The sequence below is a fragment of the Larkinella soli genome (assembly GCF_003703975.1).
Lineage (GTDB): Bacteria > Bacteroidota > Bacteroidia > Cytophagales > Spirosomataceae > Larkinella > Larkinella soli.
This window is the reverse complement of the sequence record NZ_QTJY01000019.1, coordinates 71,045-96,473: the sequence shown is the minus strand read 5'-3', so window position 1 is coordinate 96,473 and position 25,429 is coordinate 71,045. Positions and strand designations below refer to the sequence as shown.

Sequence of the window (25,429 nt, the reverse complement as noted above, 5' to 3'; positions counted from 1 at the left end):
CTGTTTTACAGAAACATCCCGCCGGACGCTTCAATCCGCTGCGCGTTGACCCAGCGGGCTTCTTCCGAACACAGGAAGGCCACCACCCCGCCGATGTCGCCGGCCACGCCGATGCGGCCCAGGGCGATGTTGGAGGCAATGTGTTCCCTGACGCCGGGGTGGGACTCCAGCGCCGATTTCGTGAAGTCCGTTTCGATGATGCCGGGGGCCACGGTGTTGACCGTGATGCCGCGCGGGCCGAGTTCCTTCGCCAGATACCGGGTCAGCACTTCGACGGCGCCTTTCATGGCCGCATAGGCCGCGTAGCCTGGTGTCGTAAACCGGGTCAGGCCGGTCGAGAGGTTGATGATCCGACCGCCGTCGGCCAGCAGCGGAAGGGCTTTCTGCGTCAGGAAATAAACGCCCTTGAAGTGAATGTTAAACAGGCGGTCGACGTCGGCTTCGGTGGTTTCCGGGAACATCGAGCGGGCGTCGATGCCGGCATTATTGATCAGAAAATCGAAGGTGTTCCGGTTCCAGACTGTCTGAAGCCGTTCAGCCACTTGAGCGAAAAAACCGTCGAATTGGCTCATTTCGGCCGTATCGAGCGGCAGGGCCACCGCCTTGCGGCCGGTTTGTTCAATTTCAGCCACCACGGCCTCGGCTTCTTCCTTTTTGGTGCGGTAGGTCAGGATGACGTCTACTCCTTTGGCGGCCAGCTGCAGGGCCATGTTCTTTCCGAGTCCACGACTTCCGCCGGTGATCAGGGCAATTTTGTTTGCTGATTCCATCGTTACTTCATTCAAAAGTGATGGTGCAAAATTGCCACGGGTCGCCGTTCCGTTTCTGGTGACAGTTTCAGATTAAATGGTGACAGTTTCAGTTTTTTCGGGCGCCAGCCAGGCCAGGAGGTAGTTCTCCCGGTATTGCTTCGGGGTGGTGCCCTCGAACCGCTTGAAGAATTTAGTAAAGTTGGAAGGATCGAAGGTGAGCCGGGCGGCTATTTCGGCCACCGGCACTGTGCTTTCGCGCAGCAGACCCCGGGCGATATCCATGATCTTTTCCTCGAAAAAAGAGCAGGGAGACTGGCCGGTGGTGAGCCGGATGGTATTGCTGAGGTGGGTCGGGTGAATGTGCATCACCTCCGCAAAATCCCGGATTTCGAACATCTCGGTGACCCGCCCCGCCATGATGTCGTCGAGGTGCCGGTCCAGTTCCTTCAGAAAGTCGGCGGTGATTTCATACTGCCGGGCCAGAATTTTCTTCGGTACTTTCGGAGTTGCCATCGTTCAGGGTTCGTGTTTTCCTGAAAACCGCCCGCTCAGCGCAAAGGTTCTCGCTTCACGCCCTCGAAGGTGATCTTAACGGGTTTGATGAGGCCCTTTTCATCGAATTCCATCACATCGATGCAGGTTTCGCGGTGGTTGCCGTCGGTTTCGGTGAGCGGACGGCGGTGGTAGACAATATACCAGCGGTCTTTGCCCGGCACCTGGATGACCGAGTGGTGGCCGGCGCCGGTCGCTACTTTAGGGTCCTGCTGCAGGATTTTATCCACCCGCTCGAACGGACCGAAGGGTGAGTCGGCCACGGCATAGGCCACCGAATAATTCGGCCCGGTCCAGCCGCCTTCCGACCACATGAAGTAATACTTGCCGTTCCGCATGAACATGAACGGCCCTTCCACGTAGCCTTTCGGCGTAATTTCCTTAAATACCGTGCCGTCGGGGAAGGGGACGAAGCCGGTGAAGTCGTCTTTCAGCTTCGCGATGTTACAGTGCCGCCAGCCGCCGTAGATCATGTAATATTGCCCGTCTTTGTCCTTGAAAACGAACTGGTCGATGGGCTGAGCCCCGTTGTGAAACCGGTCGATGAGTGGTTTGCCGAGGTAATCGCGGAACGGGCCTTCCGGCCGGTCGGCCACGGCCACCCCGATGCCGCCTTTCTGCTGGTCGTTCTGGATGTCGTTGGCCCCGAAAAAGAGGAAGTATTTACCACCCTTCTCCACCACCGCCGGGGCCCACATGGCCCGTTTGGCCCATTTGACGGCCGTCGTATCGACGATGCGGCTGTGCTTCGTCCAGTTGACGAGGTCGGGCGAGGAGAAGGCGTCCATGAACACCTGCTGGTTGTAGGGCGCGGAGTAGGTGGGGTAGATCCAGTATTCCTTCCCGAAGATGATGCCTTCCGGGTCGGCATACCAGCCGGGGAAAACCGGGTTGCCGGCCGTCTCCTTTTTCACGGGTGCGGACGATTGGGAGAAAACCGGGAAGGAGAGGGTAGTCAGGAAGAGAATGAGGGCTTTTTGAATCATCATTGTGGAAGATGTAATTTTTAGTCAGCCATTAGTTGGCTGGTAGAAACACATTTGTCGAAACCCCGGGATAGTAAACCAGCAGTCAATTTGCGATCACCTGTCCAAAGGGGGGCATTTAGATGGAGGGCTAGAGCCATGTAGGGGATGTCCTTCACATCAATTTCTTTAAGTAGTTGGTTGGCTTGGTCCCAGCAGTCAAAAGGAATATAGGCTTCGTTGATGAATTCAATATGACTAAGAAGTTCATAAAGAAGTTCAATAAGAGAGTCTTCATCTAAGCCGCTTAACTGCTGAATCTTCGACTTGTGTTTGAATAATTCAATTTGAAGAAAATGGCAGCTTACAAAACGCGTTTGCGCAGGTGGCTGTAAGAGAAGGTCGGCCGCTTTACTTCCGGCTGTAATCATTGCGCTGATTACAATGTTTGCATCAACGACAAAAGTCTTCACTTTAAAAAGCGGTGCTGGTTTTCTTGCCACCATTCGCTATTGATTTCATTAGCGAGTTGAATGGCCTGATCTTCATTGCCCTGCCGTTTAGATAATAATTCCTGCAGGCGAATCTGGCGCAGTAACTTTTCTAACGTCGTAGCGTCCACCGATTTCATCGGAATCTTGATGATATATTGGTCGTCCTCCTGAAGTATTTCCATAAGATCTTTCGACAAGCCCCCTAAAAGTACGAAAACAGGCTGGAATCTCAAACGGACCGGCCGGGATCAGTCATCCCCGTCCGCATCCCCGTCGCCGTCGGAATCGTCGCTCAGGTAATCCGATTCCTGGCCGAACAGCCGTTTGATTTTAATGTAGGTGAGGACGATCCCGCCCAGGAAAAAGAGAACGATGAAATCGGTGGTCGACATGAAGCGGTGTGGTTTTATATTTATGTAAATAGTATCGCAATGGACAAAAAGTCGTTTCTGGAGAGCCTGGGGCAAACGATTATCCGTCTTCGGACGGCGAAAGGCTGGAGCCAGTCCGATCTGGCCCGCGCCTGCCTCAAAGACCGCCAGAGTATCGAAAGACTGGAGAACGGGAAGGTCAATCCCTCCGCTTTTTACCTGAAAGAGGTGGCCGATGCCCTCGAACAGCCCGTTAGCCGCCTGTTCCAGGTCGAATAATTACCTACACTTTAAGCTACATCACGGCGTCACCTCCGTTTTTTCCGTCAGTCGCTCCAGCACTTCGTCGAGGTGCGGGACCTCGGGCAGCCGGATCAGGAATAGGGTTTCGAGCGCGGCCCGCATGTCGGCGGCACGGGTCAGGAGCCGGCGTTCGGGTTCGGCGTCGCGGTGGTAGATCGTCAGCGTATTGTTGCGCAGGGCATACCGGCCGTCGGGCGTGGCGCGGGCGGCCGGGAGGTTATGGAGAAAATAGGAATCCGGGTGAGTGCAGAGATACCAGCTGAATACCTCGTAGTCCGGCCGCAGCATCTCGTTCAGCGTGAAGCGGTAGAGGGCTTTCCACTCCGCCTGAATTTCCGCCTGAAGAATGTATTCCTCCCCCGTCCGGATCAGCCGGAACGGCTCGTGGGGTGTTTTCTGAACGGTATCGGGCTCCAGCCGGATGGGGCTGGTCAGCGTCAGACCGCCGAATCCGACGTCGGCGAGATACACCCCCTCCGGCAGATCGATCCGCAGCAGCAGGTGCGTGAGGGGCCTTTCGACGCCCTCCGGTATGTTCCACATCACCCGGGCCGCCAGCCCCTTGACCGAAAAGCCGAGCGTTTGCAGCACCTCCATCAGCAGAAGATTCTGTTCGAAGCAGTAGCCGCCCCGTCCGCCCCGAATGAGTTTTTCCTGGAGCGATTCGCTGTCGAGCCGGACCGGAATCCGGAGCAGCGGGTTCAGACCTTCAAACGGAATGGCCTGAGGGTGAAGCAACTGGATCGCCCGGAGGGTGTCGAGCGTCGGGGTGCGGGGGCCGGTATAGCCGATGCGGTGGAAATAAGCGTCGAGGTCGATCATCGATGGGTTGCGGTTGGAGTGGAATGCGGGTCCAAAGTTGAAAAATATCCCCCGAAAAATTTCCAACAAACTGTAAAAGCGGTCGAGGCTGCTGACATAGGGCTGTCACTACCGGGCTGTTTCTTTGTACTACTAAAACAAACCAATCCCATGGCAAACGCAACCGCAGAAATGACCGAACTGACGCTGACGACCTTCCTCGCCGATCTGGCCGACTACAACCGCTGGGCCAATCAGACGCTGGTCGAATGGCTGAAAGCCAAACCCGTCGAACTGCTGGATCAGGAAGTCCCGTCGAGCTTTCCGAGCCTTCAGAAGACCCTGGTCCACATCTGGGACACCCAGCGGTTCTGGCTGGCCGTTCTGAAGCAGGAGACGCCCCCGACCTCGTTTCGGCTGAACGGTTTTCACGGAACGCTGAATGAAGTCTTTTTCGGAATCGTGGAGCAATCCGGCGAACTGGCCGACTATCTCCGGTCGCTGACCGAAGCCGAACTGAAGGAAGAGGTCAGTTTTGTCACCCCCTGGGTGGCCGGCACCCGCTCCCGGCTGGAATTTACGCAGCACTGCCTGAACCACAGCACCTACCACCGGGGGCAGGTGGTGACCATCGGCCGGAACCTCGGGCTGACGGACGCGCCGATGACCGACTACAGTTTTTATTTTCTGGTGGTAAAATAATCGCCCGCCTGCCTTTTTGAAGAAAACTGGGCATGACCGTTTCAGACCTACTTGCTTTCCGACTCCACAGCCAGCACCTCGCCCGACCCCGTTTCCGGACGCCGGGCGAGGTGGTTTCCTGGTTCGGCGCCATGCAGGCGCAGGATTACCTCGGAGCGCTCTGGGCCGTGGGCCACCGCATTCCGGGAATGACCGAAGCGGCCGTCGAGCAGGCCCTGGCCGACCGGACCGTCGTACGTACCTGGCCCATGCGCGGGACGCTGCATTTTCTGGCCCCGCAGGACCTTCGCTGGATGCTCGATCTGCTGGCGACGCGGGTGGTGCTGAAGAACAGGAATCTGTACCGGAAGGCCGGTCTGGAGGAGGCCGCCCTGAATAAAAGCCGGGAGGTCCTCATTTCCGCTCTGGAAGGTGGCCGGCAGTGTACGCGACCCGAGCTGTACGACCTGCTGCATCGGGCCGGTATTCCGACGGACGGCAATCAGGGGCTGCACATCCTCGGCATTCTGGCCCAGCAGGGGCTGATCTGTTTCGGGCCGCGCCGGGGAAAGCAGCCGACCTTCGTACTGCTGGAGGAGTGGGTGCCGCCGGCCCGCCCGCTCGACCGCGACGAAGCCGTCGCTGAACTGACCCGCCGGTATTTCACCAGCCACGGCCCGGCCTCCGTCCACGATTTCGCCTGGTGGTCGGGACTGACGCAGGCCGAGATCAAAACCGGCCTGGAACTGAACACCGGCGGGCTGGAGCGGGTGGTGGTGGAGGGGGTGACGTACTGGATGCCGAAAGACCGGCCGGACCCTGATCTCCAAACCGGCGAGGTCTGCCTGCTGCCGAGCTTCGACGAATATCTGGTGGCCTACAAGGACCGCATTGCCCCGCTCGGAACCGTCGACCAGAAGCGGATCGTGGCGAGTGCCAACGGCATCTTCAGCCCCGTCATCGTGGTGGAAGGCCGGGTGGCCGGTCTCTGGAGAAGAACAATCCGGAAAAACGACGTATGCCTTGAACCGTCTCTATTCCGCGCACTGGACGACGCTGAGCGCCGGGGCTTGGCCGGAGCCGTCCGCCGGTATCAGGAATTTGTCGGCCTTCCGGTGGTGGTAACAACCGGTGAAGAGGCTGGATAAAGGCCGGATTAGGAACGGGATGATAATTATTTTTAACTTTTCGGGCTAAGTAAATTAACTTATGGGCCTGAAACCTGCCGCGCAATCCGCCGTTGCGTATGATCAAGCCCCGTAAGTATGAGTTGTCTGTACGTAACGATTCACTTTCAACCGCCCTATGTCGATTACCCCGGCTCCGTACATACCTATCTCATCGACTGGATCACTTCGGTCCGGTATAGCCAGCGCATTTACTTCGCTCTCGAACTGCTGTTGATCGGAAGCCTGCTGGGCGTTATTCTGGTAAAGAAACTCCCGTTCCGGCGGCAATCGGCCTTTTTGATTCTGTCCGCCCTCACGGTGCTTCTGCTTCGCATCCCGAACACCCTGCTTCCCGAACAGAATCTCGACGAAAGCGTGATCATCGCCGGTTCCGGCATGATGATTCAGGAGCCGAAGATCTGGGGTTCATTCGACGGAACGACGGTCGGACCGATTCATTATTACCTTCTGACGCTGTCCTACTGGCTGCTCGGCGCCGTCAATTACACCTCGATCCGGCTCATCGGCCTGATCTTCTGCATCATTCCGGGTATTGTGTTCGTTTATCACGCCATCCGGCAGCTATATGGCAACCAGACGGCCTACGCCGTCGCCTTCGGTTACACGCTGTGCATGGCCACGATCTCCTCCTTCGAGTTCATCGCCTATAGCTCGGAAGTCGTTCCGAACCTGCTGCTTGCCGTCGAGGTCTTCTGCCTGTCGGCCGTCATGGCCGGAAAGGGCTTCCGGTATGCGGGGCTTTTGTGCTTCGTGGCGGGGCTGATGCCGTATACCAAACTTCAGGGCGTTCCGCTCGCCGGAACGCTGGTCATTTACCTGTTCATCGAGCTATACCGGCAACTGACTTTCCGGAAAACCGTCGTTCTGCTGTTGCTGGGGCTTGCCCCGACGTTCCTGGTCGGCCTGTACCTCCTGACGAACGACCTGTTTTTCGATTTTTATCACTCCTACATCCTGTTCAATCTCGAATATGCCGGCTCGGGATTAAGATGGGGGCTGGTGCCGGAGATGCTGTTCGGAAGCGCCGAGACGCCGGGCGGAACCCCCGACATTCTGCCGTATGTTCTGTTCACTTTTGCGGTCATTTCGCTTCAGGGCCTCCGGCTGTTCTATTCCGGCACCCACGTTCGGAAAATACGGATCATTTTCGTGCTGTATCTGCTGGCGGTCGTCTGGTTTTCGGTGATCAAGTCGGGGCAGTCTTTTCGGCATTACCTGAATCTGTTCTTCGTACCCCTGTTCTGGGGGCTGGGCGTCGTCTGGGGCGAAAGCCGCCGGATGCTGGGGCCGGATACGCTGCTCTACCGGCTCGGCCTGTATATTCCTTTTCTGGCTATTTTTCTGGTGAAGGCGCCGGCCCGCAACCAGGGCATCGAATATGCCTATCGGCAACAGAAACCGCCGGAACCGCTCGTAGCCGCCATCCGCGCCCTGGCCAAACCCACCGACCGGCTCGGCATCTGGGGGCACGGCAATCTGGCCCATCTCTACTGCCATACGTGCCTGCTGCCGGGCACCCGCGATGCGTTTGCCTCCCGCCAGATCGATCCTTCCTCCCTCCAGACCTACTTTCTCCGGCGCTATGTCGGGGATCTGCACCGCAACCGCCCCCGGTTTATCGTGGAAGACGGGCGGTATCAGTATTACCAGACCCGCCTGACCACCATCGACCCGGAATACTTTCGGGGCTACACCATTCAGGCCGTCCATGACAGTGTCCGGTTATATGTCCGGAAAGATCAACCGACGGCTGAGCGGGTCATTGCCGAAAAGTAGGCATGATGCTTTTTTTTCTAAAAATCAGTACTTTGGAAGTCCTCCGGCGCTTCAGATGCCGGAGGGTACCTAAACCCGAACGTTCTAAACGAGGTCATGCCGAGAATCGCCGTCCGCATCGTCTGCTGGCTGGTTTTAGCCCTGCCCGGAATCGCTGCGGGTCAGAATCTCGTTCCGAACGGAAGTTTCGAGTCGTACCGGACCTGCCCCCGGCTGGATAACCTGCTGGAGGAAGCCGTGCCCTGGTTCAATCCCAACGGCGCCACGCCCGATTTTTACCACCAGTGTTTCCCGACCGCCCAGATCGAACTGCCCCCCCGGACCGGCCAGGGCCTCGCCCGGCTGTTCATGGACCTCAACTGGGCCGAATACCTCGCCGTGCCGCTCACCCGACCGCTGGATGCCAACGAGTGCTACTTCTTTGAAATGTATGTGGCCACGCCCAGCCCCGGCCGGTATCTGACTCAAAACCTGGGTGCCTTCTTCTCGGACCAGCCCCTGTCCGCCACCGATAAAGGCCTTTTCACCGTCGATCCGCAGGTGATCGACAACCTGCTGGGGCCGGGCATGCCTCGGTTGCAGTGGGAAAAAGTGTCAGGCTACGTCAAGCCCAAAGGGGGCGAACGCTACCTGACCATCGGTAGTTATAAAAAGCTCCCGGTGCTGCTGGGTTTCTTCTATATTTTCATCGATGACGTGTCGGTCCTGCCGATCAAAGTCGATCTGGGAAAGGACACGACGCTCTGCGGACGCCGTAGCACCCTGCTGCTCAACGCCACGACCCCCGGCGCCACCGATTACCGCTGGCAGGACGGCAGCACTTCGCCCCAGTTCCGCGTCACGCGGCCCGGTACCTACTCGGTCGTGGTGACGACGCCCTGCAAGGTGCTGCGCGATACCATCCGGGTCAGCTATGCGCTGGATTTCGACCTCGGGCCGGACACCACGCTCTGCGAAGGGCAGACCCTCGCGCTGGCCGCTCCGGCCGATGCGCCCGACCGCCGGTGGCAGGACGGCTCCACGCAGCCTTCCTATGTGGTTCGGCAGGCGGGTCTGTACAGTTTGCGCGTCAATCAGGGCGGCTGCATCGCCGGCGATTCCGTCCGCGTCCGCTATGTATTGCCGCCCCGGCTCAGCCTGGGACCCGACCAGGACCTCTGCGGGGCCGAAACCGTCACTATTAAACCCACTTTTGCGGAAGGCCGTTTTACCTGGCGGGACCAGTTTCAGGAAGTGCAGCGGACGGTAGGAAATTCGGGTGTGTTCAGGGCGTCGGTCAGCAACGACTGCGCCACGGTCGAGGACTCGGTGGCCGTCCGCTACGGCGAGTGCGGCTGCGTTCTCTACGAACCGGACGTTTTCACCCCCAACGACGACGGAGAGAACGACGCCTTTCAGCCGGTGGGTTGCGGAGACATCACGATCACCTCGCTGTCGGTGTTCAACCGGTGGGGTGAGCTGGTCTATTTTACCGACCGGCCGCCTTTCCGGTGGGAGGGAGGGTATCAGGGAAAAGGCGCTCCGGCAGGCGTATATGCCTGGACCGTGAGTTTTCAGCTCAGACAGGGGGGCGAAGCGGTCAGCAAGCAGAAAAAAGGGGCATTGACTCTGGTCCGATGAGACGCCGGAGAATAAATCGGCTGCCGGTTAGTGATTGTTCGGATAAATACCTACCTTTGGTAAAATCAATACAAATAATGCAAACAGGAACAGTTAAGTTTTTCAATGAGCTCAAAGGATTTGGGTTCATTACCCCCTCGGATTCGGACAAAGACGTTTTTGTACACGTTACCGGCCTGATCGACGAAATTCGTGAGAACGACAAAGTTCAGTTCGAAGTAGAACAGGGTAAAAAAGGTCCGAATGCCGTAAACGTTGAAGTTATTTAATCGAAAGATATAATAGTTGAAACGCCTTCGAAGACATGCCTCCCGGCATGTCTTTTTTGTTTTTATCCCCGTTCCAACACCCCTCCGGCAGCCTCTCAAGCCGGTGTTCCATTGAAATTATCAAAGATTGTATTGCTACTTTTGGTTACAGCACTCAGGCAAATAGCTGATTCCTAAGCTACTGTTGAAAAAGGCTGCCGGACGGACGTTTGAAATTCCCTCCCTTTCTCACTTATATTTATAGTTGTCTTTTAGTAGATAGAGTAAATTAAAAGCCATCCTTTTATGAACCAAAAACTACTGTTTCTGCTTCTGACGGGCCTGACGCTGATGGTCGGGCCGGGATGGGCGCAGACCAACTCCGTGTCGGGCCGGGTCACTTCAGCATCCGACAACAACCCCCTTCCGGGGGTGAGTGTAGCCGTCAAGGGAACCACCATCGGTACCTCGACGAACGCGGACGGGCGGTACACGCTTCAGGCAGCCCCCGGAAAAACGCTCGTATTCAGCTATATCGGATACACCACGCAGGAACTGACGGTCGGCAACTCCGCCACCGTCGACGTGGTTCTGCAGGAAGATACCCGCAACCTGAGCGAAGTGGTCGTGACGGCCTTCGGTGTCAAACAGGAGACGCGGGGGCTGGGCTATGCCGTCCAGAACGTAAAATCGAAAGACATCGTCGAATCCCAGCAGCCCAACATCGTCAATGCCCTTCAGGGCAAGGTGGCCGGCGTTCAGATTACCAACTCGGGTGGGGCGCCGGGAGCCTCGGCGATCATGCTCATCCGCGGAGGAACCTCGCTGAGCGGAAACAACCAGCCGCTCTACGTCGTGGACGGGATTCCGGTCGACAATACGACGCCGGTCGGGCAGGGCAACCTCACGGCCGACGCGGCCCCGGCCTCCAACCGGGCCATCGACCTGAACCCCGAAGACATCGAAAACGTGACGGTGCTGAAAGGACCGGCGGCTGCGGCCCTCTACGGCCTGCGGGCAGCCTCCGGCGTGGTGGTCATCACGACCCGGAAAGGGGCTGCGGGCCGGGCGAAGATCAATTATTCCAACAGCTTCTCCTTCGACGTGGTCAATCGTATGCCGAAACTCCAGTCGGTTTACAAACAGGGCGAGCAGGGCGTCTTCAACCCGGCCTCGGTCGGATCGTGGGGGCCGAAATTCGAGCCGAACGAGCCGATTTACGACAACCTCGGCAGTATGTTCCGGACCGGGTTTACGCAGAAACACGACCTGTCCGTCAGCGGAGGGAACGACCGTGCGACCTTCTATGCCTCGGCTTCCCGCTTCGACCAGCAGGGCATCGTAAAGAATACCGACTTCGAGCGAACCTCCTTCCGGCTGTCGGCCGATACGAAAGTGGGTGACAAACTGACCGTGGGCGGGAGCGCCAGCTACATCAAAACCAGCCGGCTGTATGTGTCGCAGGGGAGCGCCAACGGGGTCATGGGGGCCGTCTACTGGCCCCGGAACGACGATGTGACGGTGTATCTGAAACCCGACGGCAGTCAGCGCACCATTGCCGCCAACGACAACCCGCAGTGGACGATCCGGAAGAAACCCATCACCAGCGACGTCGACCGCATCATCGCCATCGGGAACGTCTCCTACGATCCGTTCTCCTTTCTGAACATCACCTACCGGCTCGGAACGGACTATTACACCGACAATTTCAAGAGCATCCGCTCGGCGGGCTCGATGGTGGTCGGCGACGAGAAGGGCGCCCTATCGCAGGCCAGCACCAACAACCAGATTACAACCTCCACGCTGCTCGTTACCGCGAAAAAGACCGTCGCCGAGAACTTTAACCTCAGCCTGACGGTGGGGCATAACCTCGAAGACGCCCGGCGGCAGACGGTGACCTGGTTCGGCCGGAACTTCATCGACCCGAACTTTCCGAGCATCAACAACGTGGTGGAAGCCAACCGGACGGTATCGCAGAACACCACCCGCCGGCGGATCGTCGGGGTGTTCGGTGACCTGAATATCGACTGGAAAGGCATCGCCTTCCTGAATTTCCGGGGCCGCAACGACTGGTCGTCGACCCTGCCCGTCAACGCCCGTTCGTTCTTCTACCCGGCCGTGAGCGGTTCGGTGGTGCTGACCGATCTGCTGAAGGAGTTCGGGGCCATGTCGGAAAACAATACCGTCTCGTTTGCCAAGGTCCGGGCCTCGGTGGCCCGCGTCGGGAAAGACGCCCCGGCACACGTGCTGACCTCCACGCTCGCCACGGTGACCAACGACTTCACGATTGCCCCCCGCGGTTTTATCTCGAACGTCAACACCTACTTCGGCAACCCGACGCTGAAGCCCGAGTTTACGAACTCCTTCGAAATCGGGGCCGACCTGCGGTTTTTCCGGAACCGCCTGGGGCTGGATGTGGCCTACTATAAAACCAGCACCGACAACCAGATTCTGGGCACGCGCACCCCGCCCTCGTCGAGTACCTTCCTGGCCTATCTGAACGGGGGCCAGATCGACAATGAAGGCGTCGAACTGATGCTGAACGTCCAGCCCGTCCGGAGCAAGGCCCTGACCTGGTCGATGGACCTGAACCTCGCCCGGAACCGGGCGACGGTGAAAGCCCTGCCGGGCACGCTCGATCGCGTCGAACTGTCGGATGCCTGGGTGGCGGGTTCGGTAGCGCAGGGGGCGGCTTTCCTCAACGGCTCGCTGTTCGGCATCAACGGCAACGTCTGGAAGCGCAACGACAAGGGCCAGCTGCTGCTCGACAACAACGGCTATCCGCAGGTGAAGTCGACGCTCGAATCCATCGGCGACCGCAATCCCGACTGGACCGGCGGCATCACCAACTCCTTTACGCATAAGTCGCTGTCGCTCTCCTTCATGTGGGACATCCGCATCGGGGGCGACGTCTTCAACGCCACCGAAAACACCCTCGTCAGTTCCGGCCTGAGCATGAAAACCCTCGACCGGGGCCAGAGGAAAGTGTTCGAGGGCGTTATCGAATCGACCGGCGAGCCCAATACCAAAGCCGTTCTGCTGGACCAGAACTTCTACCAGACGCTCTACAACAAACAGGGCTTCGACTTTGTGGAGGACGGAAGCTGGTACCGGCTGCGGTATGTGACGCTCAACTACGCCCTGCCGCGCCGGCTTCTGGGCAAAACGCCGATCAGTGCCCTGCAGGTATTTGCCACGGGCCGTAACCTGGTGCTGTTCACGAAGTATTCGGGCGTCGACCCGGAGGTGTCGGGCAGCGGGGCCGGGGTGGGCGGTTCCGGCTCGTTCGGGTTCGACAACCTCGGAATCCCGGCCACCCGCGGGTTTGATTTCGGTTTGAAGTTGACGCTTTAATGAAGTTGCCATCATGAAAAATATACGTTATACTATACGGCTTTCTCTCCTGGCGACGGTCCTGTTCGCAACTTCCTGTCAGGAATATCTGGACGTCAACAAAGACCCGAACAATCCGACGCAGGTGCCGGCCGCCAGCCGGCTGGTCGGAGCCATCACGACCACCAACGGGGCGGCCATGTGGCGGGGTGCCCGCGAAATTGCCGGGGTCACGCAGTACGGCGTCACCAAACTGACCACCGGAACGAACCGAAACGCCGAAACCTGGCGTTTTACGGCCTCCTACTTTCTCTGGCAGAACGCCTACACCTGGGCCCTGCCCAACTGCGTGGACCTGGCCCTGCTGGGCGAGAAGGAAGGCTCCCCGCATCTGGCGGGCGCGGGTAAGGTGCTGCAGGCCATCAACTTCGGGATGCTCACCGACCAGTACGGCGCCATCGTGATGTCGGAAGCCTACGACGGGGTTTCGCAGGTGAAGCTCACGCCCAAAATGGACCCTCAGCAAACCGTCTACCAGGGCATCGACCGGCTGCTCGACGAAGCCGTGGCGCTGTTCAACAATCCGACCAATACCACCGGGCTGAATGCGGCCGGCGGGGACATCATGTATCAGGGCGACGTCGACAAGTGGCGCCGGCTGGCATGGTCGCTGAAGGCGCGGTATCTGAATCACCTGGCGAAAAAGCAGGGTCTCTACGATCCGAAAAAGGTCATCGAAGCCTGCACGAACGGATTCAACAAGGACGGGATGGACGCCGAATTTCCGTATATCGCCAACGCCCAGCAGACTGACCAGAACCCCTGGTTCAGCTGGGGCGGCTTCACCAGCGCCACCGACCCGCGGTATTTCACCTACTCGCAGTTTTTCGTGGATATGCTCACCAAACTTCCGGTGACGGAAACCGAATACCAGGATCCGCGCATCAGCCGCATCATGATGCCGGCCGCTTCCGACGGCAAATACCGGGGCCTGAAACCGGGTGCCGGACTGGCCGGCGGGCAGGGCGGCACCGGCAGGTTCACCAGTGAGAACGACTACGGCCGGTTCAGCAACAGCGGTTTCTACACCAGGGCCAACTCGCCGTTCCCGTTCATCACCTACTCGGAAGTGAAGCTGATCGAGGCCGAAGCCCGGCTGCGGTCAGGCGATGCGGCCGGGGCGCTGGTCGCTTATGAGGAGGGCGTAAAGGCCAATATGCGCAAGCTGGGCGTATCGGCCGCCGAAATCAACGCCTACTGGGCCGCCCAGGTGGCCGACGGGCTGGCCGCCCACTTCCAGACCCTGACGAGGGGCCTGAGCCACATCATGCGGCAGAAATACATCACCCAGTGCCTGAACCCCGAAACTTGGGTGGACATGCGCCGGATGGATTACAGCAACGAAATCTACGGCCCGAGCCTGCAACGGCCCGCCAACCTCAATACGGTGATTTTCGACGCAACCAATCCGAAAGACTGGATTCAGGCGATGGTGTACGAAACCAACGAACAGAACCGCAACCCGGCGAACGTCGGGGACAACACCGAGAAAACGCGCCTGAAAACGCCCCTTTGGTGGAACGTACCCTGAGCCCGGTGATGAAGTATTTTCCGAATCTGCTGATCGGCCTGTCCGTGGTGCTGGGGTCCTGTGCGGCCCCGGCGCTGCGGATGGTCGACCGGCCCATCGTTTTCGACGAGGAACGCAGACGGCTCTCGCTGGACTACATGGCCCAGCGGCACAACATTCAGCAGTCCGAACCTTTCATCCGGCCCCGGATGATCGTACTGCACTGGACCGCCATTCCGACCCTGGAGGGTTCTTTCAGGGCTTTTGAGCGGCCGACACTCGCCGGAGCCCGGCCCGACCTGATGACCGCCGGCCCGCTGAACGTCTCGGTGCCGTTTCTGGTGGACCGCGACGGCACGGTTTACCGACTGATGCCCGACACGCTCTTTGCCCGGCACTGCATCGGGCTGAACCATTGCGCCATCGGGGTGGAGAACGTCGGCAGCGGCCGGATGACCCGCGCCCAGGTCCGGGCCAACGCGCAGCTGGTTCGTCTGCTGAAGGAACGCTATGCCATCGACTACCTGATCGGGCATTACGAATACAGGGATTTTATCGGCCATCCGCTCTGGAAGGAAACCGATCCGAACTACCTGACGGTCAAAACCGACCCCGGCCGGCCGTTCATGCGGAAGGTGCGCAAACGGGTGAAGGATCTCGGCCTGAAGGGGAGTCCGAAAGACGAATGAAAATCGGGCGGGAGGTAACAGTATGATCCGGGGCTTTGGGGCTTATCGGTATTGAAACCGTACGGCCATGAAACCCGCCTTCCTTACCCTCCTTTGCCTTGTTTTCCTGACGCAGACCGCTCCCGCCCAGCACTGGTACAAGGGCAATCTGCACACCCACTCGCTCTGGAGCGACGGCGACGACTACCCCGAAATGATCATGGACTGGTACAAGGCCAACGGCTACCATTTCGTCGGCCTATCGGACCACAACACCCTGCAGGAAGGCGACCGCTGGATCAGGGTGCCCCGGGCGCCGGAGCGGAGACGGACCTTCGAGCGGTATCTGCGGACGTTCGGGCCCGACTGGGTCAGGTACCAGACCGGCCCGAACGATTCGCTCAGAGTGAGGCTGAAGCCGCTGGACGAATACCGATCTTATTTCGAGGAACCCGGGAAGTTTCTGATCCTGAAAAGCGAAGAGGTTTCCACCGGCTTTCAGGGCAAACCCATCCACATGAACGTGACCAACGTCAAAAACCTGATCCGGCCCCTGCCGGGCAACAGCGTCGCGGAGGTCATGCAGAACAACATCGACGCCGTGGTGGCCCAGCGCCGGCAGACCGGCCAGCCGATGTTTCCGCACATCAACCACCCCAATTTTTACTGGTCCATCACCGCCGATGACCTCATGCAGCTCCGGTACGAGCGGTTTTTCGAAGTTTTCAACGGGCATCCGCTGGTGAACAACTACGGCGACAGCACCCGGGAGGGTACGGAGGCCATGTGGGACAAAATCAACCTGCGGTTTTTGCAGCAGGGGCGGCCGCTAATGTACGGGCTGGGCACCGACGACAGCCATCATTATTACTTCTTCGGGCCGGAATTCAGTAACTCCGGGCGGGCCTGGGTGATGGTCGACGCGCCGGAACTGACCCCCCGCGCCCTGATCGAAGCGATGGAAGCCGGGCGGTTTTACTCGACCTCCGGCGTCACGCTCGAAAGCCTGACCCGGACCGCCGACCGCATCGCCCTGCGCGTTAAGGCCATACCGGACGTCCGCTACCGGATTCAGTTCATCGGCATCCGGAAGGGCCGGGAGAAAGCCGAAATCCTGCGGGAAGTGAACGGCACCGAAGCCGAGTACACGATGGCCGACACGGACCTGCTGGTGCGGGCCAAAATCATTTCCTCCAAACCGAAATACAACCCGTTCCAGGCCGGAGACGTCGAAACCGCCTGGTCGCAGCCCATCGCCCGGATGCAGGTGCCGGAGCCCCTCGCCGGGGTGGTTCCGCTGCCGAACGCCCACGCCCACAACGATTATGAGCAGTCGCGCCCGCTCTGGGATGCCCTGGACCACGGCTTTACGAGCATCGAGGCCGACGTCTTTCAGATGGGAGATACGCTCTACGTGGCCCATAACCGCCCGACCTTCCGCAACCCGGCCCACACCCTGGAGGAACTGTATCTGAAGCCGCTGGCCGGGCGCATCCGCCGGAACGGTAACCAAAGGGTCTATAAAGACTACGAAAAGCCGATTTACCTGATGATCGACTTCAAAACCGGCGCCGACAGCACCTACCGCGTTCTCGCCAAAGTCCTCGAACGGTATCGTTCGCTGCTGACCACCTGCCGGGGCGACCGCTGTCGGCCGGGGGCCGTAACGGTCTTTATCTCCGGAAACCGCCCAATGGAGGCTTTAAAGAAGTCGAAAGAGCGGCTGGCGGGGCTGGACGGCCGCCCGTCCGATCTGGGCAGGGGTTACAGCTCGGAATGGATGCCGGTAGTCAGCGACGCCTACGGCAACCAGCTGAGTTGGCGGGGCCAGGGGCCGATGCCGGAGGAACAGTTCCGGAAGCTGAGCGATCTGGTCCGGCGGGTCCATGCGGAGGGCAAAAAACTGCGGCTCTGGGCCTGTCCGGAAGATCCGGTGGTCTGGGCGAAACTCCGCGAAGCCGGCGCCGATTTTCTGAGCACCGACCAGCTGGAGCTGGTCCGGGATTTTCTGCTGGGCAAGGGGCCGAAATAGAGCGCAGGCAGCGGTTACGGGAAGTCGGAGCGCCGGGCGGACCATTCACTTCAGACCAGTTCGGCCCGCACTCGCTCCAGCAGCGTTTTGGTGGCGCGGACGCCCTCATCGCTGGGCAGGTAGCCGGCTTCCTTGTTGTACATATTCATAAAACCGCCTTCGTACTCGATGCCGACGTAGCCGTTGAAACCGGCCTCTTTGATGATTTTGAACATCCGCCGGAAATCCGTTTCCACCTCGTTGCCGGCCGCGTCGAAGCGGTGGGTTTTGGCGCTGATGCCTTTGGCGTAGGGCATCATCTTCCGGACGCCCTCGTAGCGGTCGTACTCCTGCAGGCATTTCGTACTCAGCAGGGCCTTGATGTCACTGCCTTCGGGTTTGGAACGACGCGCGCAGAAGTTACCGAAATCGGGCAGCAGGCCCGCATTGGGCATATCGACCTGTTTCATGATGCCCACCAGCCAGTCGGGATTGGTCGAGTTGCCGAAGTGGTTCTCGACGATCACGTTCAGGTTCGATTTGGCCGCGTATTCGAGCAGTTTGCGGTAGCCGTCCGCGGCTGTTTTGGCGGCTTCTTCGGCCGGATCGTCGGGGGTGCCGGACAGGGCTTTCATGGTGTCGCCGAGGTTGACGCGGATGGCGCTGCATCCCAGGAATTTAGCGGCATCCACCCAGGCGTGATGGGCTTCGACGGCCTTCTGCCGTTTGGCGGCATCCGTGTCGGCGATGTTGGCCCCGTCGACCATGATAAGGTGGTTTTTCAGGCCCAGGTCGTCACAGCGCTGTTTCAGTTCTTTCAGGTAAGCCGCATCGGTATGCTTCTCCTGGAAAAAGCCCGACACGTATTCCAGGACGCCCAGACCAAATTCCTTTTTGGCACGGGCCGGAAATTCCATATTTTTCATCTTTCCCGACATCAGCTCGGGCGCGAACGAAAACTCGGCCAGCGAGATCTCGAAGCCGAATTTTTTGGCGGGAGAAGCCGCCCGGGCCGATGCGGGCAGAACGGCGGCCAGGCTCAGTCCGGCGGCCGTCAGCCCCAGCTGGCTTAGAAATTGTCGACGGGATGGGTTCATGCGTCAGTTTGATTAAGGATCAGCGCCTTGCCGGCTGAACAATGGTACAAAATTTTTCTTAATGTGTATTCATTACACAATAGGAATTTCATTATTATTTCCGGATGGAATACAAAAACGAACTCAGACGCTTCATTCAGGAAGAACTGCACCAGTACCTGTCTCACGTATCGGTGGACCTGACGATCTTCGGGTTTCACGACGGGCAGCTGAAGGTGCTGCTGCTCCGCTGGAAAGGTTCGGACGACTGGTCGCTGCCCGGCGGGCGGATTCACCGCGACGAAAATCTGGATGCGGCCGCCTACCGGAGCCTGCAGGAGCGGACCGGCCTGCGGGAAATTTACCTTCAGCAGTTTCATACGTTCGGGGAGGTAGAACGGTATAAGAATTTCAGCCGGCAGGAAACCGCCGTCCGGCTGGGCATCCCGGCCGACCTGCACGGCGAACTGTTCCGCCGGGACGTGTCGGTAGGTTATTTCGCCCTGGTCGAGTTCGCGGAGGTGACGCCGACGCCCGACCGGTTTACCGACGAATGCCGCTGGTGGGAAGTGGCCGGGGTGCCGCCCCTGCTGTTCGATCATAACGACATGATCCGCCTGGCCCTGAAAACCCTGCGGCAGCAGCTCAGCTACCAGCCCGTCGGCTATAACCTTCTGCCTGAAAAGTTTACGATGCCGGAACTGCAGCGGTTGTATGAAACCATCCTCGGAAAGCCGCTCGACCGGCGGAATTTTCAGAAGCAGATGCTGGCCTACGGTCTGCTGGAACGCCTGGAAGAACGGAAAACGGGCGGGGCGCATAAAGCTCCGTTCCTGTACCGCTTCGACAGGGAGAAATACGGGAAGGCGCTGGAGGAGGGCATCTGATCCCGGACTTTTACCGTTGAACTGTCGGCACCCCGTCCGGCTCCTCCCGGCGTTCGCCGATCTGCTGTCTCCACATGGCGTAGTAGAGCCCTTTCTGCTCCAGCAGTTCGTCGTGGGTACCGGTTTCGGCGATTTTTCCTTTTTCCAGCACGATAATCGTATCGGCGTGCATGATCGTCGACAGCCGGTGGGCGATCAGGATGGTAATCTGCTCCCGACGGGAGGAGATGCTGCGGACGGTGTCGGAAATGACTTCTTCGGTCAGGGAGTCGAGGGCGGAGGTGGCCTCGTCGAAGATCAGCAGCCGGGGGTGACGCACGAGCGCCCGGGCGATGGAAATGCGCTGTTTCTCCCCGCCCGACAGTTTCATGCCGCCCTCGCCCAGGACCGTGTCGATGCCTTTTTCCGAGCGGGCGATCAGGGCGTCGCAGGAGGCTTTGTGGAGGGCCTCGTAGAGTTCGGCTTCGGTGGCATCGGGCTTGACGAAGAGCAGATTGTCGCGGATGGTGCCCGCAAACAACTGCGTATCCTGCGTGACGAAACCGATCTGCCGGCGCATCGGGTTATACCGGATGCGGCTGGCCGGTACGTCGTTGAAATAAATCTCCCCCGATACCGGTTTATACAGTCCGAGCAGCAGCTTGACCAGCGTGGACTTGCCCGAACCCGACGGCCCGACGAAGGCGACGGTTTCGCCCATCCGGACCTCGAACGAAATACCGTCGATGGCGTTCTGCCGGGCGGTCTGGTGCCGGAACACCACCCGGTCGAAGCGCAGGTAGTCGAGAACCCCGAAGTCGACGGCGTCGTCCGGACGGCGTTCGACGGGTTTCTGCATCAAGTTGTCGAACAGCCGGAGCGAGGATTCGGCCTCACGGTAGGAGAGGATGATGGTGCCGAGGTCCTGGAGCGGCCCGAAAATGGCGGTGGTGATGAACTGCATCGAGATGAGTTCGCCGGTGGTCAGCACATCCCGGAAAATAAGCCACAGCAGCGCGAACAGGATGGACTGGCGGAGCAGGTTCAGGGTCGTTCCCTGCGCGAACGAGAGCGTCCGGACCTGTTTGGTTTTCTCCATTTCCAGGTCGTAGATGCGCTGGGTGTATTGTTTCAGCCGCCGGATTTCCGGGAACGTCAGGCCCAGGCTTTTGACCAGTTCGATGTTGCGCAGTGATTCGGTAATGGCTCCCGAAAGCCGCACGGTTTCGCGGTTGACTGCCCGCTGTACGGTTTTGATCTTCTTGCTCAGGAGGCCCGTCAGACCGCCCAGCAGCAGGATGCCGATGAAGAAGACCGGTACCAGGGCCCAGTGGGTGGTGATGGCGTACCAGACCAGAAAACCCATCCCGACCAGCGACGAGAACAGGACGTTGATGAAAGCGTTGATGAACTTTTCGGTATCTGTCCGGACTTTCTGAAGCAGGGCGACGGTTTCTCCGCTGCGCTGTTCCTCGAACTCCTGGAACGAAAGCCGGAGCGTCTGTTTGAGCCCTTCGTCGAACACCTGCGTCCCGAACCGCTGTACGACCTGCCGCATGACGTATTCCTGAAGCGATTTGGCGGCCCGGGCGGCCGTGGCTATCGCAGCCGCCACACCCAGCCAGAACAGCACGCCCTGTACCAGTTCGCGTTCGGTCCGGTTGCCGGGGGTAGTGGCATAGTCGTCGATGATCTTCCCGAAGATGACCGGGTCGATCATGGTCAGCACCTGGCTGAGGCCGGCCAGCCCCAGCGCGAGGGCCACCTTGCCGCCGTGCGGTTTGAGATACGTCCACAGAATATGCATACGAAAGCGATCAGGCTTTCTAATAGGACATTCTGAGCAGGTATTTTGTTGGAGGCCGTATGGTTGGCTAGCACTTTTTGTCTCTATTTGATTAATTTAAAAGCGACATTCGATCCATTAAATGCCCATTCCCTCCATTTTAGCAGGAAAGCTTTCAGAAATTAGCTGCATCCTGAAAGAAAACAAGGTGAAACGCGCCTATGCGTTTGGGTCGGTTTGCACGGACCATTTCACCGACCAAAGTGATATTGATCTGCTGATCGCCTTCGATGAAGGGTTGGATCCGGTTACCTACGGGCAAAACTACTTCACCGTTTTGTATGCCATGGAATCGCTTTTTGAACGACCGGTTGATCTTGTAACGGAGCGTTCCCTGAAAAATCCCTATTTCATCAAGGTGATGAACCAAACGAAGATTCCAATCTATGAAGGATGAAGTCAGTAAGTTTTTATTGGATATTCTTCAAGCTATTCAACATATAGATGTGCACCTGGGAGGGAAGTATAATTTCTACCACTTCTCAGAAAACATCACCATTCGACGGGCCAAAGAAAGGGAATTTGAAATAATCGGTGAGGCAACCAATCGTATCCTGAAGTTAGATGACTCTATCCTGATCTCCAATGCGAGGCAGATCGTCGATTTGCGAAATCGGGTAATCCATGCTTATGATTCAGTAGATGAAGCGGTTGTATGGAGTATTATCTGTAACCGCCTTCCCGTATTAAAGAGCGAAGTTGAGGCTCTTTTAAATCAATCCGAAACTAATTAGCTCATCTCCTTCCCGCTCAGTTGCTTTTTGAACTGCATCGGGTTCTGGCCGGTCACTTTTTTGAAGATGCGGTTGAAGTAGGAGAGGCTCTCGAAGCCGCAGTCGAAGCAGACTTCCGTGACGGTGCGGTCGGCCAGAAGCTGCCGCTTGGCTTCCCGGACCCGGTATTGGTTGACAAACTCGGTGAAGGTCATCCGGGTCATTTTCCGGAAATACCGGCAGAAGGCGGCCACGCTCAGGCTGGTCAGGTCGGCGGGTTCGGCCAGATCGATTCTGCGCCGGTAGTTTTCGTCGATGAACTGATAGACGCGCTGGAGCCGCTGCTGCTCCTTGCGGCTGTAGGGCAGGCCGACGGGCCGGTCGTTCAGGAGTTCGTAGTCGTCCGAAATGGCCATGAGCTGGAAGATTTCCAGCAGTTCGATCAGCTGGCGGAAGTGGTCGTGCTCATGCAGGGCCGCCATCCGCTTTCCCACCACCCGCTTCGTTTCTCCGTAAAAAGCGATGCCCCGCTGCGACCGCTCGAAAAGGCCCGCGATGGCCGCCAGTTCCGGCATCCGGCGGAAATTCTCGCTGAAAAAGTCCTCCCGCATCTGAACGACTACTTTCCGGTAATCGGTCCGGACGCCGTAATCGAAGTTCAGGTGCGGAATGTAGGAGCCGATAAACACCAGGTCGCTGCCCTCATAGCGCGAGAGGTGGTCGCCCACGTGGCGCGGGCCGTCGGCGTTTTCGATGTAGACCAGCTCGTATTCCGGATGGAAATGCCACATGAAAAAATCGTTCAGGTGGGGCGTCAGCAGCAGCCGGAACGAGCTGTCGGTGTCCGGATGAATGTCTTCCCGATAAGCCTTCATCTTCAGCAGGTTTAAAAAGCGGGTTGAACAAAATTATAAAACCCGGAAGATAACAGGGGGTTAAAAGGTCAATATTGTTCAAAAATTGGCTATGATCGTTGTAACATCCGCCGGGAGGTTAGCTTTACCTTTGTCCTATTCAATCTTAACAGGATTCAAAACCGATGGAAACAATGACGCCGACCATGGCCCCGGCCCAGATTCCCGACAACGCCCACAAGGAGATTCCGGGCAACCCTTCGACCGCCACCAGCAGCCACCTGAAGCTCAACGACCGCTCGAACGGCCAACCCCTGCGGGTGCTGTCGGAAGAGGAGTGGCAGTTCTGGATTCACAACGGCTACATCGTCATCAAGAACGCCGTCCCGCGTGAACAGGCCGAGCGCCTGGCCCGGTTTCTCTGGGAATTTGAAGAGAAAGATCCCAACGACCCCGAAACCTGGTATGCACCCCCGCGGGCGGAGATGAAGATGAAGGAACTGACCAACAGCGGCATGGTGGAGGTCTACAATCACCAGTACCTCTGGGACAACCGGCAGTATCCGCGCATCTACGACGCCTTCGTCGACATCTGGGGCACGGAAAAGCTGTGGGTCACCATCGACCGTGCCAACCTGAACCTGCCCGTGCGGCCCGGTTTCGAGTTCAAGGGCTTCATTCACTGGGACTATGATCCCGAAACGCGGCCCCAGAACGTGCAGGGCGTACTGGCCCTGGCTGACCAGACCGACGAGAACATGGGCGGTTTCCAGTGCATCCCGGAACTATACCGGACCTACGACACCTGGAAGCTGACCCAGCCCGCCGACCGCGATCACTTTAAACCCGATACCACCGGCTTCGAGCTGGTGAAGGTGAAGATGGAAGCCGGCGACCTGCTGATCTTCAACAGCACGCAGCCCCACGGCATCCGGCCCAACCGCTCGAAAGACAAGGTCCGGCTGGCGCAGTATATCTCGATGATGCCGGCGCAGGAAGACAACGAAGCCCTGCGGGAGTGGCGCATCACCTCCTGGCGCGAACGCAAGGCTCCCGACGGCTACGCCTTCCCCGGCGACCCGCGCGGCTGGGAGCAGACCAAATACCCGACCGCCGAACTGACCGACCTCGGTAAAAAACTGCTCGGGCTGGAACGCTGGTAATGCTCAGGGTATTTCCTATAAAAAGCCCCCGGATCAGACCGGGGGCTTTTCGTTTTTTCAGGCGGGTCAACGGGTTAATTGTGTACTTTTGGGATCGGCCGGCGGGCGCACGCTGCCCGCCGGTTTTCATTTCTTTTTCCTTATGAACCGTCGTCATTTTATTCAACAGTCGGCCGAAGCCGGTATCGGGCTGGCGCTTTCGGGTGTTTCACTGGCCTGCAAAGCCGCCGACCCGGCTTTCCCGACCGTCCGGACCGCCCCGGGTAAGCGGAACTTCACGAGTGCGGCCGTCGAGCAGACCATCGAGCGGATGAAAAAGACCATCCGTGACCCGGAACTGGCCTGGCTGTTTGAAAACTGCTTCCCGAATACGCTCGACACGACGGTTCAGTTTGCGCAGAACGGCGGGCAGCCCGACACGTTCGTCATTACCGGCGACATCGACGCCATGTGGCTGCGCGACAGCACCGCCCAGGTCTGGCCGTATCTGCCCCTGATTAAACAGGACGAACCCCTGAAGCAGCTTGTGGCCGGCGTCATCCGACGGCAGACCCGCTGCATCCGGCTCGATCCGTACGCCAACGCCTTTTATGCCGACGCAGGCAAGGTGGGCGAATGGAAGAAGGACATCACGGACATGAAACCGGGGCTGCACGAGCGCAAGTGGGAGCTGGACTCGCTTTGCTACCCCATCCGGCTGGCCTACCACTACTGGCAGCTTACCGGCGACACGACCCCCTTTGACGCCGACTGGGCCGAGGCCATGCGCCTAGCCGTCAGAACCTGCCGCGAGCAGCAGCGCAAAACCGGCCGGGGGCCGTATCGCTTCGGGCGCGAAACCGCCTGGTCGACGGACACGGTGCCGGGCAACGGCTACGGCAACCCGACGCGGCCGGTAGGACTGATTCACAGCATCTTCCGCCCTTCCGACGATGCGACGGTGTTTCCATTCTACGTGCCGTCCAACTGGTTTGCGGTGGTGTCGCTCCGGCAGCTGGCAACCCTGACCGACAAGGTCCGGCCCGATGCGGCTTTCGCCAGAGAATGCCGGGCGCTGGCCGACGAGGTCGAAACCGCCCTGAAGCAGTATGCGGTCTATAACCACCCGAAGTACGGAAAAATGTGGGCCATGGAAGTCGACGGCTTCGGAAATTACCTGTTGCAGGACGACGCCAACGTGCCGAACCTGCTGGCCCTGCCGTATCTGGGCGCCTGCTCGCCCACCGACCCGGTTTACCGCAACACCCGGCGGTTTGTGCTAAGTGCCGACAACCCGTATTTCTTCAGGGGAAAAGCCGCCGAAGGCATCGGCAGCCCGCACACCCTGGTCGACAGCATCTGGCCGATGAGCCTCACCATGCGGGCGCTCACCTCGACCGACGGGCAGGAAATCCTGAACCATCTGCGGCAACTGAAGAAGACCCATGCCGGAACCGGCTTCATGCACGAATCCTTCCACAAGGACGATCCGGCCCAATTTACCCGCAAATGGTTCGCCTGGGCCAACACCCTGTTCGGCGAACTGGTCCTGAAAGTAGCCGCCGAACGGCCCCAGCTCCTGAGCCGGGTTTTGTAA

The 25,429-nt window shown here is 58.8% G+C and carries 25 protein-coding genes; 15 read left to right on the top strand and 10 right to left on the bottom strand.

Annotated features, from left to right (window positions below; all coding sequences use genetic code 11):
• Positions 1–5: 5 nt before the first annotated feature.
• The 6 genes from DX909_RS25335 to DX909_RS29645 all read right to left on the bottom strand — a co-directional run bounded on the left by DX909_RS25335 (position 6) and on the right by DX909_RS29645 (position 3,155).
• A complete protein-coding gene (locus tag DX909_RS25335) occupies positions 6–770 on the bottom strand; it encodes an SDR family NAD(P)-dependent oxidoreductase (RefSeq protein ID WP_128548039.1) in 765 nt (254 codons plus the stop codon).
• A gap of 72 nt (positions 771–842) precedes the next feature.
• Positions 843–1,265, bottom strand: coding sequence for a helix-turn-helix domain-containing protein (locus DX909_RS25330; RefSeq protein ID WP_128548038.1), 423 nt, complete (start codon positions 1,263–1,265; stop codon positions 843–845).
• A gap of 35 nt (positions 1,266–1,300) precedes the next feature.
• Positions 1,301–2,293: a glycoside hydrolase family 43 protein gene (locus DX909_RS25325; RefSeq protein WP_374755878.1), complete on the bottom strand. Its 993-nt coding sequence runs from the start codon at positions 2,291–2,293 to the stop codon at positions 1,301–1,303.
• Between the two features lie 17 nt (positions 2,294–2,310).
• The gene (locus DX909_RS25320) at positions 2,311–2,775 is read right to left on the bottom strand and encodes a PIN domain-containing protein (protein ID WP_128548037.1); all 465 of its coding nucleotides are present in this window, start codon (positions 2,773–2,775) and stop codon (positions 2,311–2,313) included.
• A complete protein-coding gene (locus tag DX909_RS25315; protein ID WP_128548036.1) occupies positions 2,739–2,945 on the bottom strand; it encodes a hypothetical protein in 207 nt (68 codons plus the stop codon). The genes DX909_RS25320 and DX909_RS25315 overlap by 37 nt, the downstream gene beginning before the upstream one ends.
• Before the next feature lie 66 nt (positions 2,946–3,011).
• On the bottom strand, positions 3,012–3,155 hold the full coding sequence (locus DX909_RS29645; protein WP_164851403.1) for a hypothetical protein: 144 nt from the start codon (positions 3,153–3,155) through the stop codon (positions 3,012–3,014).
• Positions 3,156–3,194: 39 nt separating this feature from the next.
• Here DX909_RS29645 and DX909_RS25310 point away from each other — a divergent pair, with 39 nt between their 5' ends.
• Complete coding sequence (locus DX909_RS25310; protein WP_128548035.1) at positions 3,195–3,413, top strand: helix-turn-helix transcriptional regulator; 219 nt, start codon at positions 3,195–3,197, stop codon at positions 3,411–3,413.
• A 21-nt stretch (positions 3,414–3,434) separates the two neighbouring features.
• Here DX909_RS25310 and DX909_RS25305 read toward each other — a convergent pair whose 3' ends face one another.
• Positions 3,435–4,259, bottom strand: a complete 825-nt coding sequence (locus DX909_RS25305) for an arylamine N-acetyltransferase family protein (RefSeq protein ID WP_128548034.1) — start codon at positions 4,257–4,259, stop codon at positions 3,435–3,437.
• A gap of 150 nt (positions 4,260–4,409) precedes the next feature.
• Here DX909_RS25305 and DX909_RS25300 point away from each other — a divergent pair, with 150 nt between their 5' ends.
• The 9 genes from DX909_RS25300 (at position 4,410) to DX909_RS25260 (ending at position 17,356) form a co-directional block, all read left to right on the top strand.
• On the top strand, positions 4,410–4,940 hold the full coding sequence (locus tag DX909_RS25300; RefSeq protein ID WP_128548033.1) for a DinB family protein: 531 nt from the start codon (positions 4,410–4,412) through the stop codon (positions 4,938–4,940).
• A 32-nt stretch (positions 4,941–4,972) separates the two neighbouring features.
• Complete coding sequence (locus DX909_RS25295) at positions 4,973–6,067, top strand: winged helix DNA-binding domain-containing protein (protein WP_128548032.1); 1,095 nt, start codon at positions 4,973–4,975, stop codon at positions 6,065–6,067.
• A gap of 117 nt (positions 6,068–6,184) precedes the next feature.
• A complete protein-coding gene (locus tag DX909_RS25290) occupies positions 6,185–7,885 on the top strand; it encodes an ArnT family glycosyltransferase (RefSeq protein ID WP_128548031.1) in 1,701 nt (566 codons plus the stop codon).
• 96 nt (positions 7,886–7,981) lie between these two features.
• The gene (locus DX909_RS25285; RefSeq protein WP_128548030.1) at positions 7,982–9,505 is read left to right on the top strand and encodes a T9SS type B sorting domain-containing protein; all 1,524 of its coding nucleotides are present in this window, start codon (positions 7,982–7,984) and stop codon (positions 9,503–9,505) included.
• Positions 9,506–9,582: 77 nt separating this feature from the next.
• Positions 9,583–9,774 (top strand): cold-shock protein, encoded by a 192-nt coding sequence (locus DX909_RS25280; RefSeq protein ID WP_128548029.1) that lies wholly within the window; start codon positions 9,583–9,585, stop codon positions 9,772–9,774.
• Between the two features lie 285 nt (positions 9,775–10,059).
• The gene (locus tag DX909_RS25275) at positions 10,060–13,107 is read left to right on the top strand and encodes a SusC/RagA family TonB-linked outer membrane protein (RefSeq protein WP_128548028.1); all 3,048 of its coding nucleotides are present in this window, start codon (positions 10,060–10,062) and stop codon (positions 13,105–13,107) included.
• Between the two features lie 13 nt (positions 13,108–13,120).
• A complete protein-coding gene (locus DX909_RS25270; RefSeq protein WP_128548027.1) occupies positions 13,121–14,677 on the top strand; it encodes a SusD/RagB family nutrient-binding outer membrane lipoprotein in 1,557 nt (518 codons plus the stop codon).
• On the top strand, positions 14,662–15,345 hold the full coding sequence (locus DX909_RS25265) for an N-acetylmuramoyl-L-alanine amidase (RefSeq protein WP_229311183.1): 684 nt from the start codon (positions 14,662–14,664) through the stop codon (positions 15,343–15,345). The genes DX909_RS25270 and DX909_RS25265 overlap by 16 nt, the downstream gene beginning before the upstream one ends.
• A 67-nt stretch (positions 15,346–15,412) precedes the next feature.
• Positions 15,413–17,356, top strand: a complete 1,944-nt coding sequence (locus DX909_RS25260) for a histidinol-phosphatase (RefSeq protein ID WP_128548026.1) — start codon at positions 15,413–15,415, stop codon at positions 17,354–17,356.
• 50 nt (positions 17,357–17,406) lie between these two features.
• On the opposite strand, the gene DX909_RS25255 is transcribed toward DX909_RS25260, so the two are convergent.
• Complete coding sequence (locus DX909_RS25255; RefSeq protein ID WP_128548025.1) at positions 17,407–18,432, bottom strand: sugar phosphate isomerase/epimerase family protein; 1,026 nt, start codon at positions 18,430–18,432, stop codon at positions 17,407–17,409.
• A 104-nt stretch (positions 18,433–18,536) separates the two neighbouring features.
• On the opposite strand from DX909_RS25255, the gene DX909_RS25250 reads away from it, so the two are divergent.
• Entirely contained in the window at positions 18,537–19,298 is a 762-nt protein-coding gene (locus tag DX909_RS25250) for an NUDIX hydrolase (RefSeq protein ID WP_128548024.1), read from the top strand.
• A 10-nt stretch (positions 19,299–19,308) separates the two neighbouring features.
• Here the strand turns inward: DX909_RS25250 and DX909_RS25245 are convergent, their stop codons facing one another.
• On the bottom strand, positions 19,309–21,084 hold the full coding sequence (locus tag DX909_RS25245; protein WP_128548023.1) for an ABC transporter ATP-binding protein: 1,776 nt from the start codon (positions 21,082–21,084) through the stop codon (positions 19,309–19,311).
• 121 nt (positions 21,085–21,205) lie between these two features.
• Here DX909_RS25245 and DX909_RS25240 point away from each other — a divergent pair, with 121 nt between their 5' ends.
• Complete coding sequence (locus DX909_RS25240; RefSeq protein WP_128548022.1) at positions 21,206–21,520, top strand: nucleotidyltransferase family protein; 315 nt, start codon at positions 21,206–21,208, stop codon at positions 21,518–21,520.
• The gene (locus DX909_RS25235; protein WP_128548021.1) at positions 21,510–21,857 is read left to right on the top strand and encodes a HepT-like ribonuclease domain-containing protein; all 348 of its coding nucleotides are present in this window, start codon (positions 21,510–21,512) and stop codon (positions 21,855–21,857) included. Before DX909_RS25240 ends, DX909_RS25235 begins: the two co-directional genes overlap by 11 nt.
• Here the strand turns inward: DX909_RS25235 and DX909_RS25230 are convergent.
• Complete coding sequence (locus tag DX909_RS25230) at positions 21,854–22,711, bottom strand: AraC family transcriptional regulator (protein WP_128548020.1); 858 nt, start codon at positions 22,709–22,711, stop codon at positions 21,854–21,856. The genes DX909_RS25235 and DX909_RS25230 overlap by 4 nt on opposite strands.
• 164 nt (positions 22,712–22,875) lie before the next feature.
• Here DX909_RS25230 and DX909_RS25225 point away from each other — a divergent pair, with 164 nt between their 5' ends.
• Together DX909_RS25225 and DX909_RS25220 are read left to right on the top strand one after the other, a co-directional pair.
• A complete protein-coding gene (locus DX909_RS25225; protein ID WP_128548019.1) occupies positions 22,876–23,853 on the top strand; it encodes a phytanoyl-CoA dioxygenase family protein in 978 nt (325 codons plus the stop codon).
• Positions 23,854–23,995: 142 nt separating this feature from the next.
• Positions 23,996–25,429: a glycoside hydrolase family 125 protein gene (locus DX909_RS25220; protein WP_128548018.1), complete on the top strand. Its 1,434-nt coding sequence runs from the start codon at positions 23,996–23,998 to the stop codon at positions 25,427–25,429.